The sequence below is a fragment of the Leptospira alstonii serovar Sichuan str. 79601 genome, assembly GCF_000347175.1.
GTDB classification, from domain to species: Bacteria; Spirochaetota; Leptospiria; order Leptospirales; family Leptospiraceae; genus Leptospira; species Leptospira alstonii.
Genome location: NZ_ANIK01000028.1, coordinates 24,969 through 44,696 on the forward strand (window position 1 = coordinate 24,969; position 19,728 = coordinate 44,696).

Genomic DNA, 19,728 nt, shown 5'->3' on the forward strand with positions numbered 1-19,728 from the left:
AGGTGATTCTCAATTGAAGAATTTAGGACGTAAAATAGGAAACGGGATTCTTCTCGTTTGTTTGATCGCGTGTAAAAAAGAAATTTCCAATGGAAGTTCGGGAAACTCGGAACTTCTTTCTTCCGATCCCAATCGACAAGTTCGGGTTCAGGTTCTCTGGGAGAAAAAAAATTTTCCTTTGGAAATAGAACTCTACGAAGGGGCGTCCCAAAGGCCCGTGGATCTCTGGGCCACTGGAACGGTAAAAGATATGTCGGAGGCTCCTGTTTCCGTAAAAATGGAAGGAAACGATCTTTATCTCAAACCCGGTTCTAAAAAAAGATTTGTGCTCGTCGTAAAAAACACAAACGATCGGGATTTTTATTTTTTTGCGGCCCCGCATTCTATGGAACCGGCAGAAGGTTCTTTAGGATTCAAATTCAAATGTCTTTGTATCAATCACGCCTTTTACATTCCTCCCGGAGAAACTTGGTACAGGGTCGTCGAGTTAAGAACGGGAGGGGAAGTGATGGGAAAAGAATTAAAAATTACTCATACACTTGTGGGAATGGACGAGGAGAGAATTCAGCTCTATCAAAAAAGAATCGGAACCGTCTCGAACGAAGAGTAAAGCGGTTTGAGTATTGGCGATAAACGGAGCCGACAATCCTGGTTACTTTTTGTTAATTCACAAGTATTTACACACAAGCTGAAGCGGATATGCCTTGTTCTTCGGATCGTTCTTCTTTTTATGCCAAACTAACTTTAAGTTGATATAAGAACGTCATTTCGCGGAAGATCATCGTTTGACTTCAATGAAGAGGTTGGATATCCCCGGATTCGAGCAAAGGCCCTCCGCAGAGAACAACTTTATCCTCGATTTTACAATGTCTTTTGGAATTGTCAAAGGAGGAATACAACACTCCTTCGGATGAATTTTTTTCGTCCTGAAATTCTCCTTCATAGATGCTGGTATCGGGGAAACGAACTTTTCCGGGGCCGATCATTTGTCCCATTAGAAACGTTCCTTCCAGCATTGCTCCGTTTTTAAAGATATAGGTTCCTTTTCCGTCCCTCAAATCGTCTTTAAAACTTCCTTCAAATCTATCTCCGTTCTTGTATTTGATTCGTCCCGGGCCGTTTCTAAGGTCGTTTGAAAAGGAACCAGTATATTCGTCGTCGTTATCATAGACATAAGTTCCCGTTCCGGAAAAACAATCTCCTCGTATACAACCTCGGATCGTATCGGATTGCGCGGGCGCCGAACGGTTGGAGACAGACGCGACTGTGTCGGAGGTTTGTTCGCTCGGTTCCGTTTTTTTACTTTCGTAAGGGACGGCTTCGCTTGTAGGTTCGTTAGGCGGTATTTTTTTGTCTCCGGAAGAACATTGTACGGCAAGAAGGATAAGGAACATAACTCCCGGAAAAGTATTGCGGAAAACTCCAATCGAACGGGTCTTTTTCGAAATCGAATTTAGAATTTGTTTCAAGAAGATCATATTTTTTGAATACGAAATAAAAACGTTCGCACTTACAAACATAACCAAAATTTTATTTATCAAGGCGGAATCTGTCAAACTCAATTCTTTTTATGAAGTTGCAGGCGGTAACACTTTGTCGATTGATAAATTAGGAACATTGGATCTTCTTTTTGTTCTAGAAATAAACGGGCCTCTAAAAAAGAATGAAACCGAATTCGATCCAATAATTTTACGTTCTTTTTCTTTCTGGAAAATATTTTAATAGCGCTTTAGACATAAGCTCCGGAAATTTTTTCTTAGAAAGAGAGTAAACATTGGAAGCGTTCGGCGGATTTATAAAAACTTATTTTCAAAACAGCTCGACCAGAATTTGTTTTAAAATCCCGTTTAAGAACGTCATGCGGCATTTTTGGAAACGATTCAAAATGGCGGATCAATTCGAAAATCCTTGGCCGAAACGACAAAACAATACGGCGGAGCCCGGAGTACAGCCGAAGTACCCATTATGACTTTGAATGATAAATGTTTTAGAACTTAAATCTTTTCCTATTTTCTTATCTAAAGTCTAAAGTTTTAAATTTCTTTTCGTAACTTCGTCGATTATCGCCGTGTCCATGAAACCGACAACTTTAGCTTTTGTTCTTATGAAAGTTTTCCAGACTTTAATTTTCAGAAGTCTAAATTTTCCCAGTCATCTAAAATAAAATGAGTTCGATGTAAGAAAGGTTGGGCGTGAACCGGAAACTCAGTGCAACGTTCCCTATCACAACCTTTTCGATTTGAAAAAAAATCGGATCGAAAAATGGGAAAGTTTCAGGGTTTAAGCCGAGAGCTTATATATCATAAAAGTCAACGCAGACAATTCGAACTTTGAGGAGAGAAAAGAAAACATCCTCTCGAAGAGCGGATGTTATAAAGCGGGCTTGTTTCGTTAAGGGAGAAAAACAAACGTCTTTCTCCCTTTGAAAAAGATCAATACCTGGATCGAGATTTTTCCGGAAAAGGTTTTTTAGGAAGCGCTTCGTTGACTTTAATTTCTCTTCCACGGATTTGAGTTCCGTTTAAGCCGTCAATTGCCGCATTTCCTTCGTCTTTGTTCGCCATTTCCACAAATGCCAATCCCCGGGATTTGCCGGAAAGTTTATCAGTGATGATGCGTACAGAGGTTACTTCTCCAAAAGATTCAAATGCTTTACGGAGGTCGTCTTCGGTTGCCTGATAGGCGAGGTTGCCTATATAAATGTTCATGAGAAAGGGTCCTTACAAAAAATTACTGGCTTCTAAATCGGAATAGAATACAAGGCGAGACCAATCAATCGGCGGGATTCGAGAAAGATCCTGGTGCTCTATTTATTTAAAAGTTCCTAACTGACCCGGGAAAAGGCAGCTAAAGATTCCAGTCGCGCTTACGGTAATCATGGTCAAAAAATTGTCAAGAAAATCTCATATTTTATGAATTGCCTACTGAAAAAACCGAGTGGGATTTTTAGCTTCGTATCGCACCTTTGAAATCGAACCTATGTCTCTCTATTCTCGGGACTCCTTTTTTCGGAGAAAAATTTTCCGAGTTTTTTCGATTTGGAGAGAAAAGAATACTTTTTGAACATAAGAATTTTCTGATTCTCTCAAGTAGAAGAGGCCGTTTTGCCGAACTCGTTTTTTAAATTATTTTTACCGATTTCCTGAAAATATAAGCCTGAAATAAGGAGACTATGTGCAAAGAACCGTATTCTTTCCTTTCGAATTGGAGGAAGGAAGGAATTGGCTCGGAAATGGATCGTAATTTTTCTGACGGCGCTCGAACTTTTTTCCTGCAAACCGGAAGATCGTAAATTCGATACGCTCTTTTTTTACGACAATATCCCAAACGAGGGAAGTCTTCGTTTGTTCAATCTCTTGGACGAGTATCCTTCGCTCAAAGCCGGTTTTCAAAGTCTCCAATCGGAACCGTTCAATCTTCATTTAGATCGTTCCTTACGTAAACCGGCGCGTAAGGATGTTACCGGTTTTTTGAGAGTTTCTTCGGATATACTTTTAAAACCGGAATCTAAACTGAGGGAATCCCTTCTCAAAGTAAACATTTTGATTCATCGTTTGAGAGACGCTCCTTCCGGGGCTTTTGAAACGGCTCTTCCTTGGTTGGAAAAAATTCGGAATTCTCCGAGAAAGGTTCTTCGAAATCTTTCTCCGATCAGTCAGGGAGTTTTGATCTACCTTTACAACACTTACGACGTTACGGATACGGAAACTAAATACGAGGAATTGGCCGAAGCTCTCAAGGATCCGGATATGATCGAGTTATTTCAAGATCTCGAAACCGTCCTTCATAAGGCTCTCGTACAAAACACAAACGCAAGGGCCGGGGTGGAATCCATTCTCAAAGGAATGATTCTGAGTACGGATAAGGTCCTGAAAAATCGGATGATCGATTTGGTTGCCGAAATCGGAAACGCTTTTCAACAAAGAGCGGGTTTCAAAGATTTCAAATCCTCGGACACGGTCCTCAAAGATCTGGTCGTTAATTTAGAAAAGTATTATACACCTGGAGGCTCCGTTTACGACTCTTCCAAAATCGGAGATTATAGGGATCCGAATTTTCCATGCGACTTCTCCGTCGTTTTGACCGAAGCATTTCGTTATCTAAAACCTTTATTGACGACCGGCGGAGTTTATACAAAAGATCCGAACGTTCTTTTGGGAAAGGAATTCGGTAAAAATTTATTCAATCTCGGATTTCCGATCGAAACCGATTCTTCTCTGAAGGAATTGATTCGTTTGGATTATCTCGGAAGGGACCGTACTTACGGCGGTTTTGAATACAAGGTTTCCGCTTTGGAACATTTGATGTTTCTCCTAACGTTAGCCGACACGTTCGGCTTTCGTTGGGAAAAACCTGCGGACAATACGGTCATGAGTTTGGAACCGAACGGCTCCGTCAACGGCGGGCCGATGACGGGCGGAGTGTTAACGGTGGGTGACAGTATTTATTCTCTCGGTTCCGCGATGACCGGAAATCTGGGTGTTAAAACGTTTTTAAATCAGAGCGCAAACGACGGCGCCGTTTATCGGAACGGAGATCCGATTTCTCCGATTCCGTTTCGGATGGAAATCAACACTCCCACCTTGTCCCTTTTGGAATCCCCCGATCCTTCCGTCGTTCCGGACGCGGCGGACCCCGTTTTTACAAAAACGATTCCGTTTATGATGAGGCTAATCGTAAACACGGTTCTATCCGGAGGAGGACCTTACTACAATAAAAATCGAAAGGACAAGACGGGTAATATTTTTACGACGGATGGTAAGCTTTACATCGATTCGAACGGAAACGATCTCATCTATAAATCCTTTTGGTCCAGTTCGGATTATAGAATCAAACTTTCCGATACGAAAGATGGACGCTGTACTTCCGGCGGTCTTTGCCGTTGGGTCGGTCCGGGCGGAAGAGAAACTAACGCGGGTTATACGAATAACCGATTTGATCCTGTTTCCTCCGGTGTGAACGCGAGCGGAACGAAAGGTTGGAGTATTCCGATTTGGGAGATTTCAAAAACGCATTCCGAAAGGGCTTTGGAGACGGACGAAGAAACGATTTATAAAAACTTTCAGTGGCTTCTTTTCGAAAAAAGAATGGTCGCGATCATTCCTCTTAGGGCTTCTCTCGGTCCGGGAGTTCCGTATAAGATGGCGGCCTTTGCAACCGTAATCGCTAACGGATTGAAGGGACTCATGGAAGCGAAACCCCAGTTTCAAGACGGAAGCGGTTGTACTTTCAAGATCAACGGAAAATGGAATCGGTTGGGTTCGTTTTGGAAACCGGGATGTGCTTCTTCTTCGCAGCCGAATTTTCGAGTTGCGGGAACTCCGATTCTGGAAGAAAATTTTTCCTCTCTTCCAGGAGATAGTATGTTTTTTCTGGAGGTTTGGGATTACGGAACGAGCGGAACGGGGCCGATTACGTTTAACAGTCTCGGTGATTTCAGCATTTATAATATATTTTATCCGCCTACTTCTCGATACGGAGTTTTGCCTCCCGTATTCGCATTCAATTTTCCCGTTATGGAAAGATTGTCCTTTTTAACGTCGGATTCCGTTTTTACTTCCCGGATCGATTCGTACTGGGATCGAAGAAATAAATTTCTTCCTTTGGTCGTAACGCTTGCAAAAATTCTAATGGACCAATCCGATCCGGTCGCAAATAAAAATCCGTTTCAACTTTTGACCGGGCTCAGCGCTGCGTTTACCCGTCCCTTGTTGACTCGGGTTACGGACGCGGAAAGTAATTCGGGAGGAAGAACCATCACCGTACTGAAAACCGCAATGCCGAACGGAAAATTTAGAAACCGTTTTGCAAATTCAGACGAATATCTGTTCCGGCAAAACGATCCGGTCACTCAAGAACCGATTCGAAGTCCGCTTTCGGTGTTGATTGAAAAAGAGAGAGGATTTCAAGACGGGCTTTTGGATCTCGTATCAAAGACAAAACTTCTGACCAATCTATTTTTTCTGTCCGCGGAAATAGGAAGGCCGAGCAGACAAACCGGCGCGAATCTTTTTTTTGCGGGATTGGCCGAAGTGGCCGGGGAGATCAAAATCACTTCCGAAAATCCCTCCGAAGTTCAGTTCAACATTCAGACGTATTTGGAAAGATGGGGCGCCGATTTGGCTAAATACCCGGACTCAAAGCCGACTAACGTATACGATCCTCTATGGGACGACGTTGCCGTCGTCGCGATCCGTATTCGAGATTATCTTTCGCGCGACTCCGTATATTCCCTGATTCCGATGTTGGACTTTTTTTTGGATTTCGTTTTGGACGCGGCTCCTTCCGAGCGGGAGATTGCCGCTCTTTTAAACCTTCTCGGTTCCGTCTTTCAAAACGATTCCGGCGAAAGGGATTTTTTGATCACGGCTCTTCTAACTTCGGATACTTCGGCTTTGATTCAAGTTTCCGCTTCTTATGGAAAATGTATCAACGGAGTTTTGATAGGACTGTTTTTGACGGGAGAGTTTTTCAGTTATCTCGAAGAGAACATGTCGACTCCGTATTCCATTCGAGAGATCTTCGACGACCTGGATCGATTGACCGTTTCGGATATGATCCAAAGCCGCTCCGGAAATCGTTCTCTCCTTTACGGCGCCGGGATCCTAATGAATCTTTTCGCTGAGATTGTAGAAAAGGGAAGAAGGCCCTTTCCGGATGGAACCGTGTTCTGGGATCGATTCAATAAAAACGAGGATTCGACTACTTACTGGGACAACCTAACTTCGATTTTTAGTCGTTAGGCGACATCGATTGCATTTTTTTAATGCGAAATGGGAAAGATACTTTCGGTTTTGGATCCTGTCGAATTTTCATAGAAGTTTTCAGGATAAAAACAAATATTATAAAAAAAGTATTTTCATTCGAACATCCGAAAAAATCAAAAATATAAGTACTATGTAAGTAATAATTCGGAAGGATAATCTATTCTTTCTTTTTGTCCTTGAAACGGAAACTAGAAGGTCGGATGTTGATTCAAAAAATTCAATTCGTCGGAATCGTATCGTTTCTATTTTGGTTTACGATCTATTGTTCGGGTCAAAAAAAAGAATTCGGTATTGATTGGACTGTATTTTTTGATCCGGGTGGTTCTTCGAACGTACATACTTCCGTCGTAGTCTCTCCTTACGACAATGTGGACAATCAAATCGCCGTGCTTCCCGTAAATTTCGGAAACGAGGGACCGCAAGCGTATCTGTTTATCGATTCCTACGAAAACGTAAATCGTTATAAGGATCTGGAAATCAGATTCTCCAAACCGATGAACCGCGCGCTTACGGAAAAGTATATAAGGCTTTTCGCAAGTACGGGACCGCTTCCGGGTCCCGGGATCGGAGTGGAATTTTATTGGGCCAGCGAACAAAGGCTGATTCTCAATCCGTATCGAGAATTAAAACCGGGAGAAACATACACTCTCCAAATCGGACAAGATGCATGGACGGTTTCCAATCAACCGCTCATTCCCTATAAACAGGAATTTAAGACGGCCTTGGATTATGTACTCGACAACTTCATCGTTCAAGGCGCTATGAACAAACCTTTGAACGGAAGCGATGATATTTCTTTGGACATGTCCTCGAACGTAATCGTACATTCAACCTTTCAAAATCCGGCGGTCGGCGAAAATTATATCGATTCGATTTATCTGAGAAAAAGCGGAAATACTTCTTCGGTTAAGATTTGTTCGAGAGAGATTCCTCCGGCGACTTGTTCTATGAGTACGATCAACGTCGATCTTTCCGCTTCCGTTTTGCCTCCTACGATCGGCGGGAACACGTACTACTACGAGATTAAGACCAATTTCGGTCCGATTCATAATCGATACTTCAGCTTTAATTACGGAAATCTAAACAACCCGAACGATCTTCTTACGAACGTATCGATCGGAATCATGGACGAGTCGCAGATGCTTCCTTTTTTAGGAAAGGTGATTCAGAAGTTTACGACGGGAGCGTTCAAGGTGCAGGACGTAAACGGAACTCCTCGTACGTTTCAGGAATTTTTAATCGGACTTCCCGATCATTCGAAAAAGAAATTCTACGATAACGGTCGATGGAATATCGGAGAAGCTTGTATTCGTCCCGGACAATCCGGTTCCACCGGAACCAATCGGTTGGACGATTTTAAAAATCAGCGGTTTATCTCCGTTCTCGGTTCTAAACCCGGAGCGGAAGGAAGAGGATATTGTTGGGTTCCTTCGCCCGACTATCCCGAGTATTCAACTTCCGTAATAGAGCCGAAAGGCGCAAGTGGAGAATGGGCGTTCAACAAATGGCCGAAAGCGCCCGAACCTTTCAGTCGTTATCATGCTCCCTTGGAAGATTCCTTGGGAGCGGCGACCGTTACGATGGATGTGTATGTCACCGATATGAGGCTCCCTCCCTTTGTAAGGGATTCGAGCGGGACCCAACATGCAAACGTCGCCACGGATTTGAGGGTCAATCCGGGAACGTTAAACACCGCGCCCGGTTTGGGATTGGATCTGAGTTCTCGTTACGTGGAAGTGGATCTTTTCATCGTATCCCGTTACGAAGATTGGTATACCATCTTTATCTCGACCGGAACGCTGATGTATTTCAAAACGACGGCGCGATTGAATTGGGATTCGAACGCCGATCCGAGTTTGAACGGCGGAAACAATCGACTTCCGAACATTTATCTGACGACTCCTAACTTGAGAATGGCGAGAACTAGAAATATCTTGTCCGTGGACACAACGGGAAATATTTCCCTGAAGGTTCGAACTCCGTTTACGGTAAGCGACGTGTTTTTTCCGAATAACCCGAGTAATGCGGATATAGATTCGTTAAGGAATAACTTCTTCGTTCTTCCTTGGGCAAATCCAACCTCTTTGCCGATGGGAATCTATTCCAAGCCGGAAGATCTCATGGACTTTATGTATACGTCTCCGATGCAATATGTCGGATCGAACGAAAGCGGCGTGGACAATATTCTCGTTCCTTTGGTAAGCAGAGGATCCGTTCAAGAACTTGCCGCCGGAACCATTCCGTATGTAAAGGGAATCATCACCCAATACATGTTAAAAGACATCGTGCAAAGAATTGCGCCTAACGTTTTGAATTCGGTAGTCGGGGCTTTGAGAGACGAAGGAGTTACGATTCAATTGCCGAGTTATCTTCCCGATCCTTTAAGGAACTTCCCTTTAACAGTAAGAATGAAGTTGGGAACGGAGAGCATAGTCAAACACGACGGTGTAAATAAGGGCCTTGTGAGTAATTTGGATTTATCATTTAACAGCAATTATGTGGATTCGCAAGGGAGGGGACTTCGCAATCAAGCCGGAAAGTCGGGGATGATCGCGACAAGAAACCAGGCGATTCCTTCCTCGTATTCATTTAAGCAGAGTAGCGCCAATCCGGGATTTCTACTTTCCTTACATTCGGATACGATTGCTCAGGCGGCGTTTCATCTTTGGCAGCGAAGGGGATTGGATATAAGGATGAATCGATCTTTCATAGAAACGATCAACGGTTACTCGGGAGGGAATTCACTTTTTCAGTTGACAACTACTTTACTCAAAGCATCTGCGATCGTATCCATTTTGGCGCCCGGGAGAGAAAAGTTGCAGGGTTTGAACGGATCGAACACACTTGCGGTTAAATCCTATGACGATATCGAGATGCTGATGGAACCGGTATTCGCTCCGAGCGTAAAATTCAAACCGATGACCGGAGACGGAATCCCTCAATTGCGAATGTATTTTACGGAAATGCAACTGACAATCGTGGGAAAAAAACCGGCGAGTTGCAGCGGGCTGAGCGGCTCCGAATCGATCGAATGCGGAAAGGATACGAGGACGAACGAACACGAATACACGTTAGGCGCCGTTAGAATCAGTTTTGCGGCGGACGCGGAATTTAAGTTTATCGCATTTTCCAATCCGAACAACGACTCTAGTTTAAGAAATTTGAATGCGCTTCAGGTGATCTTGTCGACGGAAAATCTGGATTATACGGTGGAAGTATTGGAGGGAAAGGAAAACAATCCGTTTGGGTTGGATCCGGACGGAATCCTTAGAGTGATTGAACCGTTAGTCGTTTCGCTCGTTGTACCTTTGATGAACAGTATCCTGAAGGAAGTTCCATTACCTCCTCAAATCCTTTTTCCAAAACTGAGACATCCTACAAAAAACACTCCTTGTGCGATCAATGCGAGGAGTAACGCGATACGGTTTTTCACGCTTAGCGCGGAAAAAACTTCCGATCCGTATCTGTTAGGCGGAATGAGATTCATAGGAGAAGCCGCAAACGATCCGAGTTCGCTGATCGTTTGTCCTTAAGGAGTGGAAACGAACTCTATCAGTACCAAAAAATTTAAGTCGTACTATTTAAATATTCCGGAAGAAAGTATAATTTTACTCTTACATATTAATAATCGTCTTCTTTAATGAAAAACGATTTCAAAATCATGGTGCTTACATTCCAATTCGTGCAAAAGAATTTTCATTGATAAAAAATCGTTCGCTTTTATTCACGAACGAGTTAGAAAGCCTGCAAGATAAAAAAGGAATTCGAAAATCAATGGATATAACACTCTATCAGATCTCTTGTTACTTAGTGACTACCGTGCTTACTTATAGGACGTTTCATAATTTATTTATATATTATAAAAATCGAAAACAGATTTATCTCTTATATTTTGCTTTTCTACAGGTTTCTTACGGTTTGTATCTTTTGTTTTTTACAAAGACGATCAATGTGGCCGATGCGGAGGATGCTTTGATTTGGGAAAGGTTGGAAAATACGGTCCTTCCCATATTCGGGACGTTTTTGATTTTGTTTGTAAACGGCTATCGTAGGATTTTTAGTAAGGATTTTGTATACCTCTACATTCTTCTCAACGTGATCTTGTCCGCAGTGATTTTGATGGATCCGAATTCGTATCATGTCGGACTTGCGCGTGAAAGAAAATTTCCGTTACTTGGAATCGTAATCTACGAAACGGATCAACCTCTTTTGGTTCATTATTTATATCTCTCCGGAATATTGATGATCCTATGGGTTTTGTTTAGGGTGATCACCAAATTCGTTCGCGACCTGTTCAAGAACTTATTTCTATTCGTGGGAATCGTTTTATTTTGCGCGAACGTATTCTTGGACATACTGGTAGCGATGAATTTAGTTCCGTTACCGTATACTTCTCATTTCAGTTTTTTGATTCTTATGTTCTCGGTGGATTCGATTCTCACTTTGAATCGATCGGTAAGGGAAATTCGAGAAGAATTAAAACAGGTTCTCATATCTCCGAAAAAAATCTCTTTTGCCCTTGCCTTGGAAAAACAAAACGGGGGAGCGAAAAGTAATAAAGAAGAAACTCAGCCGAAGATTTCCGGAGCCGGTTCGCTTACATCTGAAAAGGATCGGATTTTTATCCGCACTCTCGGCGCTTTGGAATTGGAAAAAGGAGGGGTGCGAATACCTCAGACGGAAATTTCCAGTAAAAAGAAAATGTTAAAGCTCGTAAAAATCCTTCTCATTCGTTTTGAAAAAGGAATTCATAGAGAAGAATTGCTGGAATTTCTTTGGCCGGGAATGACGGAAAAGAACGCGCTCAATAGTTTACACGCTCTTTGTTTTCGTTTGAGAAAAATCATTGGGAATTCGGAAGCACTTGTTTTTTCGGAAGACCGATTATTTTTTCGACAGGATTTGGTAGGAACGGATTTTCAACTTTTTGAAAAACACTATGAAGAAGGGGCAAAGGCGTTACGCAAAGGAGAAACGGATCTTGCGATTCAGGAATTTCGACTTGCAAGGGTTTTCTACCGCGGCGATTTTTTCGAATTCGATTTGTATTTTCCGGAATCCGAAATTCGAAGAGAATACGTCCGAAAAAGTTTGATCGGAATCTTTCGGTTCTTGTGTGAAAAGGATTTGGAAAAAAGGGAAATGGAGGAGCTGTTGGAAGATTCCGCAAGTTGGATTTGTATGGACGATTTGGATGAAAGAGCTTGGAGATTTCACTTTGAAGCGCTTCTTCGATTGGATCGTAAAAACGAAGCGCTTCGTAAGTACGAAGAATTCAAAAAATCTCTGAAAAAGGAACTCGGCGTCGAACCGGAATCCGAAACGCTCGGCTTGATTGAAAGAATCCGTTCCGGATCGCTGAATCGAACGCCCGGCCATTTCAAAAATTCAGTAATTTAACATGTGTTAGGTGCAAGAAAGATTGGGCGACGACCCGATCTTGTCGAGCGAGCCCTCTATGGATCGCCTCGCGGCCTTTATTGTTTTCTCGTAATGGCAAGAAGGGCGATCGTTTCCAAAATATTCTTTCCGTATTTTTTTTCCAAGATTCTTCCGCAGTCTAAAATCAGGTCCCTGGAATTTTGAAAATTCTTACCCGCTAAGTCGTTTTGCAATTGTTTCGTGAATTCGGAAGACGTGACCCCGACTAGGGTTCGATCCGAAATTAGGATCCAATATTCCCCCATTTTCAGAAAGATTTTTTTCACTTCTAAATCAATCGTTTTGTAATCGAAGAAGCGAACTTTCGTTTTTTCCAAAGAATTTAATTTTTCGTTTTTGTAAACGAATGCGGGAAGTTCTTGGAAGTGAACGGAACCGAGTTCCCCGGTTTTGGTTTTGAGATAAAAAATAGAAAGGTTTAAAAACGGGACCGGCATTTTGGAAAGAATTTTACCGATTTTAAGGACTAGTTCTTCTCCGGGTATTGTGTCGGTTTCGTTGGCTAAGGAAAAAATTCCTTCAAGCCTCGCTTTGAACGCGGATTCTAAAACCCCCGGACTTGAAAATCCGGCCAAAATTCCCACACAACCGTCCGCGCTCGGGATGACACTCACATAATCGCAGTTAGAGTTTCCGCTCATTCTTGGAAAAAGAGAAACGTCCAAGTTTCGAATCTTAGGCAATTGGATTCTGTAAAAGGCTCTTTGAATCGAGTTGGCGATCTCTTTGGTTCTTTCGTCTAACGTTTCTTCGGAAGGATTATTTTCCAATTCTTTTTGTTGAAAGAATTTCAAACGGAAGGCGCGGACTAACTCTCCGATCTCGTCGTCTCTTTCCGCAACGGGAGTTTCCTCGTAGACGTCGCTTCCCCAGTCCTGAACGAGAGTTACCAGAGAACGCATCGAAGAGTATATTAGTTTTACGGAATAGAATACGAGAGAGGCAAGCAAGGTGGAAAAGGAAATCGAAAGCGCAAGCCGGATGGAAAGTGAAATTGCCTTTTGTTGTCCTAAGGGTGATTTGAGAATGATATCGTCCGTGACCGTGTAGATGAGAAAGAATAAAAAGCTCAAAACGAAAACGGCGACTGATAATTTGAGTTTAGAAGGAATTTTTATTAACAAGTTATCCTCTCTCTATCACCTTCATCAGAACGATCGACACCGCGAACAAAATCGTCAATGGAACGAATAGGAACAACATTGAAATCAAATCCGGTCCCGGAGAGAGGACGGCGGCCGCAATCGCAAGAACGACGATCGCTTCCCTCCATTTCGAAAGCAGGAAAGAAGAACGAACGATTCCCAAACTGCCGAGAAGAATGAGTACAATAGGAAGCTGAAAAGATAAACCGAAAATCAAATGGATGTTAAAAAAAATTTCGTAATATTCGTCGATCGGAAGTCTGGCTTCTATATCCGGAGGAAGAAAGTTGATGAGAAAGATTCTTAAAAGATTTTCGAAAGCCTCGGTCCAACAAAGCCAAACTCCGAACCAAAAAAGAAGCGTACTGAAAAGAATGAGAAACTTACCGTATCGATCCGTTTGGCGATCGAGAGCGGGAGAAACAAAACCCCAGAGAAAAAAAAGAACAAAGGGAAGACCTAAAAGGATCGAGATCATAAAAGAACTCTTCAAATAGATCATAAAAGGAGCCATTAGTTTGATCTGATAGAAGGTCGCTTGCGGACCCAAAACATTCTTATAGGGCTGCGCGAGAATCTTATGAATCTCTTCTCCGAAAAACAAGGAGATTCCCATGATCACAGCAACCACGATAAGGGATCTTATGAGAACCGTCCGGAGCTCTTCCAGATGGTCTCCGAGCGTCATATACTTTTCCCGATCTCTCGAAACGGATTCTTGGGACGCTTCCGGAAGAGGAGGGAGGGAAGTTTGTGGCTTTTTCTTTACGGCCATACCGCGAACGGGTTTCGTCAAACGGATTTGGATTTTTTGGATTTGGAAGCTTTCGTTTTAGAAGGCGATTCTTGATCCTCGCTGATTTGTTGGGAAGACTCGTCCGATTCGCCCGTTAAGGATTTGCGAAACGATCGGATCCCGTCTCCCAAATCTTTTGCCAGAGAAGGAAGTCTCTTTCCTCCGAAGAGTAGGAGAGCGATGAATAAAATGAGAAGAATTTCAGTCCATCCGAGTGATCCGAAAACTGCAAGTGGTGCAAACATATTGAATACCTCAACCGGTGATTAGGTGCGAAAGCCGCACACGAAAAAAGTCTAGATTGTAGAATAGACTTTAAGCCGACCTAAAAGTCCAATTTGCACATTAAAAAAAGTCAACAAATCGGACGACGTCCCTTCGTTAGACTTTCCCTTCGCTTTTATCTGTCAAATAGTAAGTAATATGCGAAGGCTCGCTCGCTAACTCCTAAAATAATGCGAGTTCGCTTAAGAAAGTTCGGGCGAATCCAGCCCCGGTTTTTTCTTACGGAAAAAACGAGGCTGGACCGCGCTTTCAGCTCTGATCAACAAATTGACGGTTCGTTTGAAAAACGAAAGCCTTTCGTAATTTCAATTTGTTGATCTCGCATCAATCGCTTTCGCATGGATACGAACGTAAAAATAGGGACTAAAACGAGGATCCGGGGACCGGTTGCCTTTGTCGGAAAAAGGTTTCCTTGAAGGTAAAGGATGGGAAAACTACTCTTTATGGAAACATCTTCTCTAAGTTCCTCATCGGGAATTATGAATCCGGAAATCACTTCCTTACCAAAGCCGATTTCCACCGGTCCGGTTTCCGCCTCGGAAAACGGCGCTGAAAAATCGGAAGGGATTCTAATCGCGGATCCGGTTTCTTTCACGGGTGGAATCGTAAACACACAAGTATGATCGCTCTTCTAAGGCAGGTTTCGGAGACCTAAGTTTTAGGAACGAAATTTCTCCAAAAATGGGGGATTCTGGCCTTTTCAGATTGGAAATTACCGATATTCTAAGTATATCAGTTGGGAAAAAACTGTTTTAGATGGCATTAACCAAAGAGCAAAAACAGGACTTTGCGGAGAAGTTGACGGACTTCAAGGTATATTTGGACGACCTTAAAAAGGAGAGTAATCTCTTTAAGTCTCAGTTGAGAAAGGATCCGAGGCTCGAACCTTACTACCAGATCGCGTTGTCCGTAAACGCGATCAAGACGATAAATACCTGTCTTTTGGTAAACGATTTGAGCGTAGCGATCTTAGACATCAAAAGCGATACCTACTTAAATACGGGAAGGAAAGAAATATACAATGCAATTTCCGTAATGGAGAAAGTAGTAGGGGCCGATTTTGAGGGAAGTTTGGCGGAAAATAAAGATCTCCTTGCGAAAATTCCGGAATTTATTCCCGTTCAGAGATTGAATTTTATCAAAGCGATTCGTCAGGTAACTCACAAAACGATAGACGCTTTTGGAACCAATAGTAAATGGAAATGGAGTTTTCCGGAAATTCATTTTAAGATCGCCGTTCTATGTAAGAACATTTTCGATTTCCGGGCCTTTGAAAAAGAAAGGGATTTGGAAAATCCGCACTATTATATACGACAGGAACATTTTAATTTGATTCTCGAACTGTGTAACTACGCCGCACAGGAATACCGCGCCAAATTCGATCTTTCCACCCAGGACGTGGGAGATCTGAAAAAATCCATTTCCTTGCTCGAAGTAAACCGCAAAATTCTCCAGACCACCGGTGAAACGGAGGATTTGGAAAAGACAAAAACATTGATCGAATCACTCAAAGATAAAGTCGAATCAATAGAAGCGGATAAGGAGAAAAAGAAAAAGAAAAAATAGACCCGACGAGTCTGATATATATTATAGGAAAAAAGGAGACTGAATCAAAGATGGCATTGGCAGAAATCAACGATTCAAATTTTAAGAGTGAGACATCCGGAGGATTGGTTCTCATCGATTGTTGGGCGGAGTGGTGCGGCCCTTGTAGAATGGTGGCCCCGGTTCTCGAAGAACTTTCCGGAGAATTGAACGGTACGGTAAAAATCAAAAAACTGAATGTAGACGATAACCAAGACACGGCGCAAAGTTTGGGAATTTCCTCCATTCCGACATTGTTGCTTTACAAAGACGGACAACTCGTGGATAAAGTAATCGGAGCTCTTCCGAAAGCCCAAATTAAGAATTTTATCGAAAGACATAAATAATTCTTTTCCTTCCATTACGTACTATGCTGAAAGAAACTTACAAAGGTTATACGGAATTACCTAGAGGAGGTTATCTCATCGATACCTCCGAGGGATATCTTCAAATCGGCTCTCCGCCGGAAACGATCAAAGATACGATGGGGCTCGAAAAAAAGTCCCCGTTGGTCTTTATTTTACCCAATAAATTCTTTCATGTGGAAAAGGGAATCAGCACGGCGGAATTGGAATTCCCGATCTATTATAACTTCTTTTTAAGACAGAAAAAAACATTCATCGTTTGTACGGAAGAACAAAGAACGCAGCTCATCACCGTACTCAAAGAATCCTTGATGGGACCCGACAATATCAGTCTCAAGAGCGAGTATCTCAACGGTGAGGAATCCTTCGGATTTCCGGATATGAAAGCGGAGATGGCTTACTTCCGCGGATACAAAGGACTTGACGACGTCGTGGACTTCAAGGTGTTCGACGCGGCCAACAAAGTATATTACGGAAATGTAATTATTCTTAAACTCGAAAACGGGGACTTCCTCATTCAGGACGGAGAAAGGAAAATCGAGGTTCCGGGAGAAGTCGGATTTAACATCAAGTATGATATCGGTGAAAGACCGACCGAACCGTTTCAAGCGCCGATCATCGGAATTACCTGCCTCGGACCATCACACGGATTCGATCCGGAAGACAACACTTCCGGGTTTATCATTTGGCTGAATCACCAAGGAATTATGGTGGATCCGCCCGTAAATTCCACGGAGTGGTTGCGTCAGTCGAACGTAAATCCGAAACTCATCAATAACGTCATTTTAACCCACTGCCACGCCGATCACGACGCGGGTACGTTTCAAAAGATTTTGGAAGAAAACAAGATCACGATTCACGCGACCGAAACCGTGATGGACAGTTTCTTAAGGAAGTATTCCGCGCTGACGAAAATTCCCAAAAAGGAATTGCAGGAACTTTTTCATTTCCAACCGATCATCATCGGAAAAGCGACTATGATCAACGGAGGAGAATTCAATTTTCATTATGCGCTTCATTCGATTCCTTCGGTGGGTTTCGAATTTTTCTTTCAAGATCAGTCCTTTATCTATACGTCGGATCATTTGAACGAGCCTGAAATTCACGACAAAATGTACGCACAGGGAATTCTTCCGGAATCCAGATGGAAATTTTTCAAGGAGTTTCCTTGGGAAAGAAGAATCATTTATCACGAAGCGGGGATTCCGCCTCTGCACACTCGAATCAGTTATCTTGCCTCTTTGCCGGAGGACGTTCAGGAAAAGATTACGGTTTATCATATCGCAAGAAAGGATATGCCCGAGGGAACCAAACTCAAACTTGCGAGATTCGGGATAGAGAACACCCTTTATCCCGAAATCATTCCTCCGAAACATATCGAAGCCTACAATCTTTTGGACGTATTGACGCAGATCGATATCTTTCACGGATTTCCGATCGAAAAGGCCAAGGAATTTTTACTCATCGTAAACGAAGAAAGATACAAACGCGGAGATCAAATCATCCGTAAGGGAACTCCCGGAGATAAGTTTTATATCATCGCGTCCGGAAACGTGAAGTTCGAAGGGCTTAACCAGGACGAATCGGGTCAAGGGCCGATCAAACGTTATGGAACTTACGAGTATTTTGGAGAAGCCTCTCTCGTATTGGATCTCCCGAGGGCGGCTGACGTTTATGCGGAAACGGACGTGCTCGCACTTACGATCGAAAAAAATAAGTTCTTACAATTCATACGGAATTCGGATCTTAAAAATAACCTAACCAGATTGAATGAAATCCGAGATTCGAACTCGTGGAAGGCATTGGCAGAATCCAGACATTTTCGCGGATTGACCAGTCATCAAATCACTCAGTTAGAGTTGATCATGACTTTGCATAAAGTGAACGCAGGTTCAATACTTGTGAAAGAAAAAGAATTTTACGGTGATGCCTATATCATTCGCAATGGAAAAGTAAACGTCTATCAGGACGGTAATTTGTTAGCCGAACTAACGGATGGGGACTTCGTTGGAGAGATATACAATATCTCCAAAAGCTTCGTATCGAATTATACGTTTAAAGCAGAAGTCGATACAGAGTTATATTCCATTCAGCAGAATGATCTGATCGATTACGTAAAGAAGAATCCCGGCGTTTACATGAGAATGAACACGGTCTATTCGTAGACGTAGGGAGAAATAATGGATAGAATCCTTCAATTTACGGAAGAACACGAAACCTTCCGCGGTATGGCTCGAAAATTTTTTGAAACGGAAGTCGCTCCGAATCACGAATCCTGGGAAAAAGTCGGAATTGTTCCGAAAGAAATTTGGAAAAAGGCGGGAGCCAGCGGCCTACTTTGTCCGGATATTCCCGTGGAATACGGCGGATCCGGCGCCGATTTTTTGTATAACGTAATTGTAATAGAGGAATCTTCGAGAGTAGGGAATAGCGGATTTTTTATTTCCTTACACAACGACGTAATTGCGCCGTATATTTCGACTTACGCAAACGACGAGCAAAAGAAACGCTGGCTGCCGGGTTGTGCGACCGGAGACAGTATTCTTGCCGTTGCGATGACGGAGCCGGGGGCCGGTTCCGATTTGAAAAATATCAGAACCTCCGCGATTGAAAAAAGCGATCATTACGTCGTAAACGGACAAAAAACCTTCATTTCCAACGGACAATTGGCAAATTTAATCATCACGGCTGTTAAACATGACAACGGCACGATGTCTCTCCTTATGGTAGAAGAGGGAATGAAAGGTTTTGAAAGAGGTAGAAGATTAGAAAAGATCGGTCTGAAAGCGCAGGATACTTCGGAACTGTATTACAACGACGTGATCGTTCCTAAGGAAAACCTGATCGGAAAACAAGGCCAAGGTTTTCGATATCTTATGCAAAAGTTGGCTACGGAACGATTGGTACTTTCCATCGCAGCCGTAGAGGCGACCGCACTCGTACAAAGAATTACCCTTCAATACATTAAGGAAAGACAGGCCTTCGGAAAGAAAATCGGAACCTTTCAAACCATCAAATTTAAGATGGCTGAAATGGCGACGGAGCTGGAGATGTGCCGTATTTTTGTCGATAAGATTACTCTGGAGACTATGGCCGGAAGATCGAATACCGCGGAAGCTTCGATGGCAAAGTGGTATTCCACCGAAATGCAAAAACGTCATACGGATGAATGTTTGCAGTTTTTCGGCGGTTACGGTTATATGATGGAGTATCCGATCGCCAGAGCGTACCTGGATGCGAGAATCCAGACAATTTACGCGGGAACGACGGAAATTATGAAAGAGATCATAGGAAGAAGTCTAGGACTCTGAAAGAAATTTCCAACGATTCCCGTCCAATGAAAA

The 19,728-nt window shown here is 42.8% G+C and carries 14 protein-coding genes and 1 pseudogene; 10 read left to right on the top strand and 5 right to left on the bottom strand.

Annotation, left to right across the window (positions count from 1 at the left end):
- Positions 1-13 precede the first annotated feature (13 nt).
- On the top strand, positions 14-610 hold the full coding sequence (gene lsa20 / locus LEP1GSC194_RS05905; RefSeq protein ID WP_020772908.1) for an LIC11469 family lipoprotein adhesin Lsa20: 597 nt from the start codon (positions 14-16) through the stop codon (positions 608-610).
- Positions 611-791: 181 nt separating this feature from the next.
- On the opposite strand, the gene LEP1GSC194_RS05910 is transcribed toward lsa20, so the two are convergent.
- Both LEP1GSC194_RS05910 and LEP1GSC194_RS05920 read right to left on the bottom strand, forming a co-directional pair.
- The gene (locus LEP1GSC194_RS05910) at positions 792-1,520 is read right to left on the bottom strand and encodes an MORN repeat-containing protein (RefSeq protein ID WP_086005160.1); all 729 of its coding nucleotides are present in this window, start codon (positions 1,518-1,520) and stop codon (positions 792-794) included.
- 912 nt (positions 1,521-2,432) lie between these two features.
- The gene (locus LEP1GSC194_RS05920; RefSeq protein WP_002152104.1) at positions 2,433-2,708 is read right to left on the bottom strand and encodes an RNA recognition motif domain-containing protein; all 276 of its coding nucleotides are present in this window, start codon (positions 2,706-2,708) and stop codon (positions 2,433-2,435) included.
- Positions 2,709-2,755: 47 nt separating this feature from the next.
- On the opposite strand from LEP1GSC194_RS05920, the pseudogene LEP1GSC194_RS22920 reads away from it, so the two are divergent.
- The 4 genes and pseudogenes from LEP1GSC194_RS22920 to LEP1GSC194_RS05935 all read left to right on the top strand — a co-directional run bounded on the left by LEP1GSC194_RS22920 (position 2,756) and on the right by LEP1GSC194_RS05935 (position 12,167).
- Positions 2,756-2,969: pseudogene (locus tag LEP1GSC194_RS22920) on the top strand (hypothetical protein).
- A gap of 252 nt (positions 2,970-3,221) precedes the next feature.
- Positions 3,222-6,743: a hypothetical protein gene (locus LEP1GSC194_RS05925; protein WP_020772772.1), complete on the top strand. Its 3,522-nt coding sequence runs from the start codon at positions 3,222-3,224 to the stop codon at positions 6,741-6,743.
- A 224-nt stretch (positions 6,744-6,967) separates the two neighbouring features.
- The gene (locus LEP1GSC194_RS05930; RefSeq protein WP_020772785.1) at positions 6,968-10,300 is read left to right on the top strand and encodes an Ig-like domain-containing protein; all 3,333 of its coding nucleotides are present in this window, start codon (positions 6,968-6,970) and stop codon (positions 10,298-10,300) included.
- Positions 10,301-10,541: 241 nt separating this feature from the next.
- On the top strand, positions 10,542-12,167 hold the full coding sequence (locus LEP1GSC194_RS05935; protein WP_036041635.1) for a BTAD domain-containing putative transcriptional regulator: 1,626 nt from the start codon (positions 10,542-10,544) through the stop codon (positions 12,165-12,167).
- 77 nt (positions 12,168-12,244) lie between these two features.
- Here the strand turns inward: LEP1GSC194_RS05935 and rktP are convergent, their stop codons facing one another.
- The 3 genes from rktP to LEP1GSC194_RS05950 are packed head-to-tail and all read right to left on the bottom strand — an operon-like array spanning position 12,245 to position 14,395.
- Positions 12,245-13,333, bottom strand: coding sequence for an Arg-Lys translocation region protein phosphatase RktP (gene rktP / locus LEP1GSC194_RS05940; RefSeq protein WP_020772867.1), 1,089 nt, complete (start codon positions 13,331-13,333; stop codon positions 12,245-12,247).
- Position 13,334: 1 nt separating this feature from the next.
- Complete coding sequence (gene tatC, locus LEP1GSC194_RS05945) at positions 13,335-14,150, bottom strand: twin-arginine translocase subunit TatC (RefSeq protein ID WP_086005154.1); 816 nt, start codon at positions 14,148-14,150, stop codon at positions 13,335-13,337.
- The gene (locus LEP1GSC194_RS05950) at positions 14,147-14,395 is read right to left on the bottom strand and encodes a Sec-independent protein translocase subunit TatA/TatB (protein WP_020772764.1); all 249 of its coding nucleotides are present in this window, start codon (positions 14,393-14,395) and stop codon (positions 14,147-14,149) included. The genes tatC and LEP1GSC194_RS05950 overlap by 4 nt, the downstream gene beginning before the upstream one ends.
- A gap of 483 nt (positions 14,396-14,878) precedes the next feature.
- Between LEP1GSC194_RS05950 and LEP1GSC194_RS22175 the strand changes: the two genes are divergently transcribed.
- The 5 genes from LEP1GSC194_RS22175 (at position 14,879) to LEP1GSC194_RS05975 (ending at position 19,695) form a co-directional block, all read left to right on the top strand.
- Positions 14,879-15,058, top strand: a complete 180-nt coding sequence (locus LEP1GSC194_RS22175; RefSeq protein ID WP_155826371.1) for a hypothetical protein — start codon at positions 14,879-14,881, stop codon at positions 15,056-15,058.
- Between the two features lie 133 nt (positions 15,059-15,191).
- A complete protein-coding gene (locus LEP1GSC194_RS05960) occupies positions 15,192-16,001 on the top strand; it encodes a hypothetical protein (RefSeq protein ID WP_020772933.1) in 810 nt (269 codons plus the stop codon).
- 50 nt (positions 16,002-16,051) lie between these two features.
- Entirely contained in the window at positions 16,052-16,366 is a 315-nt protein-coding gene (trxA, locus tag LEP1GSC194_RS05965; protein ID WP_003000400.1) for a thioredoxin, read from the top strand.
- Between the two features lie 23 nt (positions 16,367-16,389).
- Positions 16,390-18,549, top strand: a complete 2,160-nt coding sequence (locus LEP1GSC194_RS05970) for a cAMP/cGMP-dependent 3',5'-cyclic-AMP/GMP phosphodiesterase (RefSeq protein WP_020772740.1) — start codon at positions 16,390-16,392, stop codon at positions 18,547-18,549.
- Positions 18,550-18,564: 15 nt separating this feature from the next.
- Positions 18,565-19,695, top strand: coding sequence for an acyl-CoA dehydrogenase family protein (locus tag LEP1GSC194_RS05975; RefSeq protein ID WP_020772889.1), 1,131 nt, complete (start codon positions 18,565-18,567; stop codon positions 19,693-19,695).
- Positions 19,696-19,728 lie beyond the last annotated feature (33 nt).

Coding starts and splice junctions, on each gene's coding strand:
- LEP1GSC194_RS05910 (WP_086005160.1), bottom strand. CDS start 1,520: ATGTTTGTAAGTGCGAACGTTTTTATTTCGTATTCAAAAAATATGATC.
- LEP1GSC194_RS05920 (WP_002152104.1), bottom strand. CDS start 2,708: ATGAACATTTATATAGGCAACCTCGCCTATCAGGCAACCGAAGACGAC.
- LEP1GSC194_RS05930 (WP_020772785.1), top strand. CDS start 6,968: ATGTTGATTCAAAAAATTCAATTCGTCGGAATCGTATCGTTTCTATTT.
- LEP1GSC194_RS05935 (WP_036041635.1), top strand. CDS start 10,542: ATGGATATAACACTCTATCAGATCTCTTGTTACTTAGTGACTACCGTG.
- LEP1GSC194_RS05950 (WP_020772764.1), bottom strand. CDS start 14,395: ATGTTTGCACCACTTGCAGTTTTCGGATCACTCGGATGGACTGAAATT.
- LEP1GSC194_RS22175 (WP_155826371.1), top strand. CDS start 14,879: ATGGAAACATCTTCTCTAAGTTCCTCATCGGGAATTATGAATCCGGAA.
- LEP1GSC194_RS05960 (WP_020772933.1), top strand. CDS start 15,192: ATGGCATTAACCAAAGAGCAAAAACAGGACTTTGCGGAGAAGTTGACG.
- trxA (WP_003000400.1), top strand. CDS start 16,052: ATGGCATTGGCAGAAATCAACGATTCAAATTTTAAGAGTGAGACATCC.
- LEP1GSC194_RS05970 (WP_020772740.1), top strand. CDS start 16,390: ATGCTGAAAGAAACTTACAAAGGTTATACGGAATTACCTAGAGGAGGT.
- LEP1GSC194_RS05975 (WP_020772889.1), top strand. CDS start 18,565: ATGGATAGAATCCTTCAATTTACGGAAGAACACGAAACCTTCCGCGGT.